The sequence below is a fragment of the Arsenicicoccus sp. UBA7492 genome (assembly GCF_002479615.1).
Taxonomy (GTDB): domain Bacteria; phylum Actinomycetota; class Actinomycetes; order Actinomycetales; family Dermatophilaceae; genus Arsenicicoccus; species Arsenicicoccus bolidensis.
Genome location: NZ_DLOE01000005.1, coordinates 40,294 through 44,908, shown reverse-complemented (window position 1 = coordinate 44,908; position 4,615 = coordinate 40,294). Strand labels below are relative to the sequence as shown.

At 73.5% G+C, this 4,615-nt stretch carries 7 protein-coding genes; 6 read left to right on the top strand and 1 reads right to left on the bottom strand.

From position 1 onward, the window contains the following. The first annotated feature begins 139 nt into the window (after positions 1–139). Positions 140–1,012: an ArgP/LysG family DNA-binding transcriptional regulator gene (locus B4E97_RS00885; protein ID WP_286958312.1), complete on the top strand. Its 873-nt coding sequence runs from the start codon at positions 140–142 to the stop codon at positions 1,010–1,012. A gap of 52 nt (positions 1,013–1,064) precedes the next feature. Here B4E97_RS00885 and B4E97_RS00880 read toward each other — a convergent pair whose 3' ends face one another. Continuing rightward, positions 1,065–1,880, bottom strand: a complete 816-nt coding sequence (locus B4E97_RS00880) for an HAD family hydrolase (protein WP_029212849.1) — start codon at positions 1,878–1,880, stop codon at positions 1,065–1,067. Between the two features lie 124 nt (positions 1,881–2,004). On the opposite strand from B4E97_RS00880, the gene B4E97_RS00875 reads away from it, so the two are divergent. Genes B4E97_RS00875 through B4E97_RS00855 form a run of 5 tightly spaced genes read left to right on the top strand, consistent with a single transcriptional unit; the run spans position 2,005 to position 4,584 of the window. After that, on the top strand, positions 2,005–2,238 hold the full coding sequence (locus B4E97_RS00875) for a hypothetical protein (protein ID WP_029212848.1): 234 nt from the start codon (positions 2,005–2,007) through the stop codon (positions 2,236–2,238). Continuing rightward, the gene (locus B4E97_RS00870; protein ID WP_286958311.1) at positions 2,235–2,558 is read left to right on the top strand and encodes a hypothetical protein; all 324 of its coding nucleotides are present in this window, start codon (positions 2,235–2,237) and stop codon (positions 2,556–2,558) included. The genes B4E97_RS00875 and B4E97_RS00870 overlap by 4 nt, the downstream gene beginning before the upstream one ends. Before the next feature lie 33 nt (positions 2,559–2,591). Further along, complete coding sequence (locus tag B4E97_RS00865; protein WP_239261499.1) at positions 2,592–3,581, top strand: FAD:protein FMN transferase; 990 nt, start codon at positions 2,592–2,594, stop codon at positions 3,579–3,581. Beyond that, entirely contained in the window at positions 3,578–4,267 is a 690-nt protein-coding gene (locus B4E97_RS00860) for a ferric reductase-like transmembrane domain-containing protein (protein ID WP_029212845.1), read from the top strand. Before B4E97_RS00865 ends, B4E97_RS00860 begins: the two co-directional genes overlap by 4 nt. Beyond that, positions 4,264–4,584 carry a hypothetical protein gene (locus B4E97_RS00855; RefSeq protein WP_019285224.1) on the top strand — a complete coding sequence of 107 codons (321 nt, stop codon included), beginning with the start codon at positions 4,264–4,266 and terminating at the stop codon, positions 4,582–4,584. Before B4E97_RS00860 ends, B4E97_RS00855 begins: the two co-directional genes overlap by 4 nt. Positions 4,585–4,615 lie beyond the last annotated feature (31 nt).

The following is a 4,615-nucleotide window of genomic DNA, read 5'->3' as shown; positions in this document are numbered from 1 at the left end:
CAAGCTCGCCCTGACCTACCGGGCCGGCGTCCTGCTCCGCGCGAGCCTCCTATGCCTGCCCACTTTAAGAGCCACGCCCTAGGCCCGGCAAGACGATGCAGTCCAACGACAGTTCCTATGGAATCATTAGGATGCCTTCATGCATGCCGACTCCCACCAGCTCGCCGCCCTGCTCGCCGTGGTCGACGAGGGCAGCTTCGAGGCGGCGGCGGACGAGCTGCGCGTGACGCCCTCGGCGGTCAGCCAGCGCATCAAGGCCCTCGAGCGGCGGGTCGGCCAGGTCGTCGTGCAGCGCACCCGGCCCTGCCGGCCCACCTCGACCGGCGAGGTCCTGGTCCGTATGGCGCGGCAGCTGGCGCTCCTCGAGGCCGAGGCAGGCGCCGCGCTCACCGCCCAGTCGACCGCGACCACCATCGCGATCGCCCTCAACGCGGACTCGCTCGCCACGTGGGCGCGGGACGTCCTCGTCGAGGCGGCCGAGGCCGGTGACATCGGCCTCGAGCTGCACGTCGAGGACCAGGACCACAGCCTCGAGCTGCTCCGCGCCGGAAGGGTTCTCGCCGCTCTGACCGCCGACCCCGTTGCGGTGCAGGGCTGCTCGGTCACCGAGCTGCTACCGATGCGCTACGTCCCGGTCGCGACCCGGTGGCTGTGGGAGCGGCACGAGCGAGACCTGTCCCGGATGCCGGTGGTGAGGTTCAACGACAAGGACGACCTGCAGGACGGCGTGCTGCGCGAGCTCGGCGTGACCGCAACGGGACTCGTGCACACCGTGCCGTCGACCGAGGACTTCGCGATGGCGGTGCGGTGCGGGCTGGGGTGGGGCGCGCTGCCGGTCGCGCAGCTGGGGCGACGCGACGACCTGGTGGAGGTGGCGCCCGGGCACGACGTGCTGGTCCCGCTCTACTGGCAGCGGTGGCGGATCGACTCGGCCGTCCTGGACCGCGTCACCGAGTGGGTCGTGTCGGCCTCGCGCACCCCCACCCCCACCCCCGCCCCTCCACGATCGTGAGCGTTTCGTCCAACATTCTTGGAGCAAACACTCACGATCTTGGGAGCAGGGGTCAGGGGGTGAGTGCGGCCTCGATGATGCGGGCGACCCCGTCCTCGTCGTTGGCCGCGCACCCGTCCGACGCCGCCTCCACCGCAGCGGGATGCGCCCCCGCGACGGCAAAGCTGCGACCGGCCCAGCTCAGCATCGGCACGTCGTTGGGCATGTCGCCGAAGGTCCAGACCTCGGCCGACGACACGTCGTGGTCGGCGCACCAGCGTTGCAGGGCAGTGGCCTTCGTGACGCCGAGGGCGGTCATCTCGGCCAGTCCCGGAGCGCCGGAGTAGGCCAGGTGCACGTCCTCGCCCACGAGCGCCGTCGCCCGCTCGACGAACTCCTCGGGCCCGAGCCGGGGGTGCCGGGCGATGAGCTTGCCCGGGAGCTCGTCCTCGAGCAGCTCCTCCAGGACGGCCACCCGGCGGGCGTCGTCGACCACGGTGCCGTCCGGAGCCCGCAGGTCCCGCAGCGCCGGCTCGATGCCGAGCCCGGACCGCCCCTCGACGCCGAAGCCGATGCCCGGCAAGGAAGCTCGCAGCCGTGACGCCACGTCCAGCGTGACTTCGGCGGGGATGGTCTGCTCCGCCACCACCGCGTCGACGTGCGCGTCGTAGACGAATGCCCCGTTGCTGCAGAGCACCACGCCGTGCGCGCCCACCTGCTCGCGAAAGGCCTTCATCCACCGCGGTGGTCGGGCCGTCACCACGATCACCGTGCAGCCCGCGGCCTCGGCGGCGGCGATGGCGGACGCGGTGCGCGGCGACAGCGTGCCGTCGGTGCGCAGCAGCGTCCCGTCGAAGTCGGTCGCGAAGACGCGGGGACGGTTCGGCATACGGCTCACTCTCCCACGCGAAGCCCTCACAGGAAGGGCACAGAGACGACCAACGACCGCCACAGAGCCGCGCGATGAAGTGAGGACAACGCAGCACGGAACCCACGAGATCAAGGAGCACGCCATGGGATTCAGCGCACTCGGTCGATCGAGGCTGGCCGCCGCGCCCGCCCTCGCCGCCATGATGCTCGTCGGCGGTGCGGCCGCAGCACAGGCTGCGCCCGGCCCGCGGGCCGGCCACCGCACCGTCGCGGTCACCACGCAGGCCCCGGAGACGGCGTCGTATGGCGGAGGGACCAACCGCCGGTTCGCGGGGACCGTCACGAGCCTCGACGACATCCGCCAGGTGGTGTCGTGAACGCCGTCCGGCGGACCGGTGCCCGCCGCATCCGCCAGGCCACCGCGACCCTGACCGGCGTGGGAGTGGCCGTCGCCGCAGCGGCCATCGGCCTGACGACGATCCCTGACGACTCGTCCGCGCCCGCCTCGACCGTCGCGGCCTCCTCGCAGGTGGCCGGCCAGACGACCGGCTCCATCTCCTCCTCCAGCTCGACATCCACCGCTGACACCGCTGACGTCGCTGACGCCGCTGACAGCGCTAGCAGCACGGACGGCGCGTCGTCCTCGGGCCTGACCGCGGCCCAGGGGGCACCGGCGGCCCACTCGTCGGGCAGCTGACGGCATACCCACCAGACCTCGAAAGGCCCTGCCATGCAGACGATCTCCCACCCCCGCGGACCCGCCCTCGAGTGGGCCCTGTGGTCGACCACCATGCGCCTCGTCACGTCCGAGGAGCGCGCGCTGCCCGCCGCCAAGCGCCTCGTGGACCACGAGCTGCAGGGGGTCGAGCTGGCAGCCAGCAGGTTCCGCCACGACTCCGAGGTCGCGCGGCTGGCCCGGTCCGGCGGCCGACCCGTCCGGGTGAGCCCGACCATGCTCGCGCTGACCGAGGCCGCCGTCGCCGCGGCCGTCGTCACGCACGGCGCCTGCGACCCGACGGTGGGCACCGCGCTGGAGCGGCTGGGCTACGGCCGCGACCTGGAGGGCGTCGGCCGGGTGATCCCGACCGCGCACGGCACGATCCGCCTCGTCGAGCGTCCGGCACCCGGGTGGCGTCGGGTGCGGATCGACCGCGCGGCCGGCACCGTCACCGTCCCCGCCGACGTCACGCTCGACCTCGGCGCGACCGCCAAGGCCTGGGCCGCGGACCGGTGCGCCCGCATCGTCGCCGAGCAGCTCGGCACCGGCGTGCTGGTGGCGCTCGGTGGTGATATCGCCACGGCCGGACCCGCTCCCGCCCCTGGCTGGACGGTGTCCGTGCAGGACCTGCCCGACGACCCCGCCGCCCTGGTCAGCCTGCCGTCCGGCTGGTCGATGGCCACCTCCTCGACGCGCCGACGCCGCTGGCAGGTCGAGGGCCGCGAGCTCAACCACATCCTCGACCCCGCCACGTCGCTCCCTGTCGTGCCGCACTGGTCCTCGGCCAGCGTCGCCGCCCCGAGCTGCGTCCTCGCCAACGCCTGGTCGACCGCCGCCCTGGTCACAGGCCCGACCGCCCCCGGGCTGCTGGCCGGCGCCCAGGTGCAGGCCCGGCTGCTCGACCTGCAGGGTGACGTGACCTACGTCGGGGGCTGGCCCGCGGACGCCGAGGGTGTGACCGAGCAGCAGGCCCGCACGTCCGGTGCGGCGGTCGCGTCATGAACGAAGCACTCTGGGCCCTCGGCCGCGGCACCGGCGTCAGCACCCTCGTGCTGCTCACCGTGTCGATGGTGCTGGGGATCCTGACCAGCGGCGGCTTCCGGCACCGCGAGCTGCCGAGGTTCGCGCTCACCGAGATCCACCGGCGGGCCTCGCTGGCCGCTACGGGATTCCTGGTCCTGCACGTCCTCTCGCTGTGGCTGGACTCCGAGGCCCAGCTCAATGCCGTGGACCTGCTCGTCCCCTTCCTCAACGCGGCCAACCCCCTGTGGTGGGGCCTCGGGACGCTCGCCGTCGACCTGCTGCTCGTGGTCGTCGTGAGCAGCCTGGTCCGCAAGCACCTGTCCTACGCCGTATGGCGGGGGCTGCACTGGCTCGCCTACGCGATGTGGCCGGTCGCGGTGCTGCACTCCGTGGGCGGGGGCACCGACTCCGCCACCTGGTGGCTGCGGCTCACCGCCATCGTCTGCTGCGCGGCCGTCGGGGGAGCCCTCGGCTACCGGCTCGTGGGCCGGGCGCCGTCGTCCAGGGCGGTGCGTCGGACCGCGCCGAGGCTCGTCGAGATCCCGGAGCCCCGGACGCCTGACGGCCGGCTCGTCTGCGCCAAGGCCGACCCCGCGACCCACAACCCCGCCCCCGGCACCCTCACCAGCGCCGTCACCAGCACCCCCCAGGAGAACCTCTCATGAGCACCAGGTCTCGCGGTTCGCAGTCGATCCGCACCGCCACCGCGGTCCTCGCCGGCACCGGCGTGGGCGTCGCGGCCGCCGTCGGCGGCATCGTCGCCGCGCAGGGTGGGGCGGCTGCCGCGTCCGGGCAGCAGCCTCAGACCGCCCAGCAGGTGCAGCCCCAGCAGCTCCAGCAGCAAGGTGGCGTGCAGCAGCTGCCCGGCATACCCGGTCGGTCGCAAGGCCAGGTCGACCAGCAGGGCCAGCTCGACCAGCAGGACCAGCAGGGTCTGGTGCCCGGTCAAGGCCCCGCCCTGGGCCGCAGCTCCGGCAGCTGAGGGGCCTCAGACGCCGAGTGGTCACATCCCG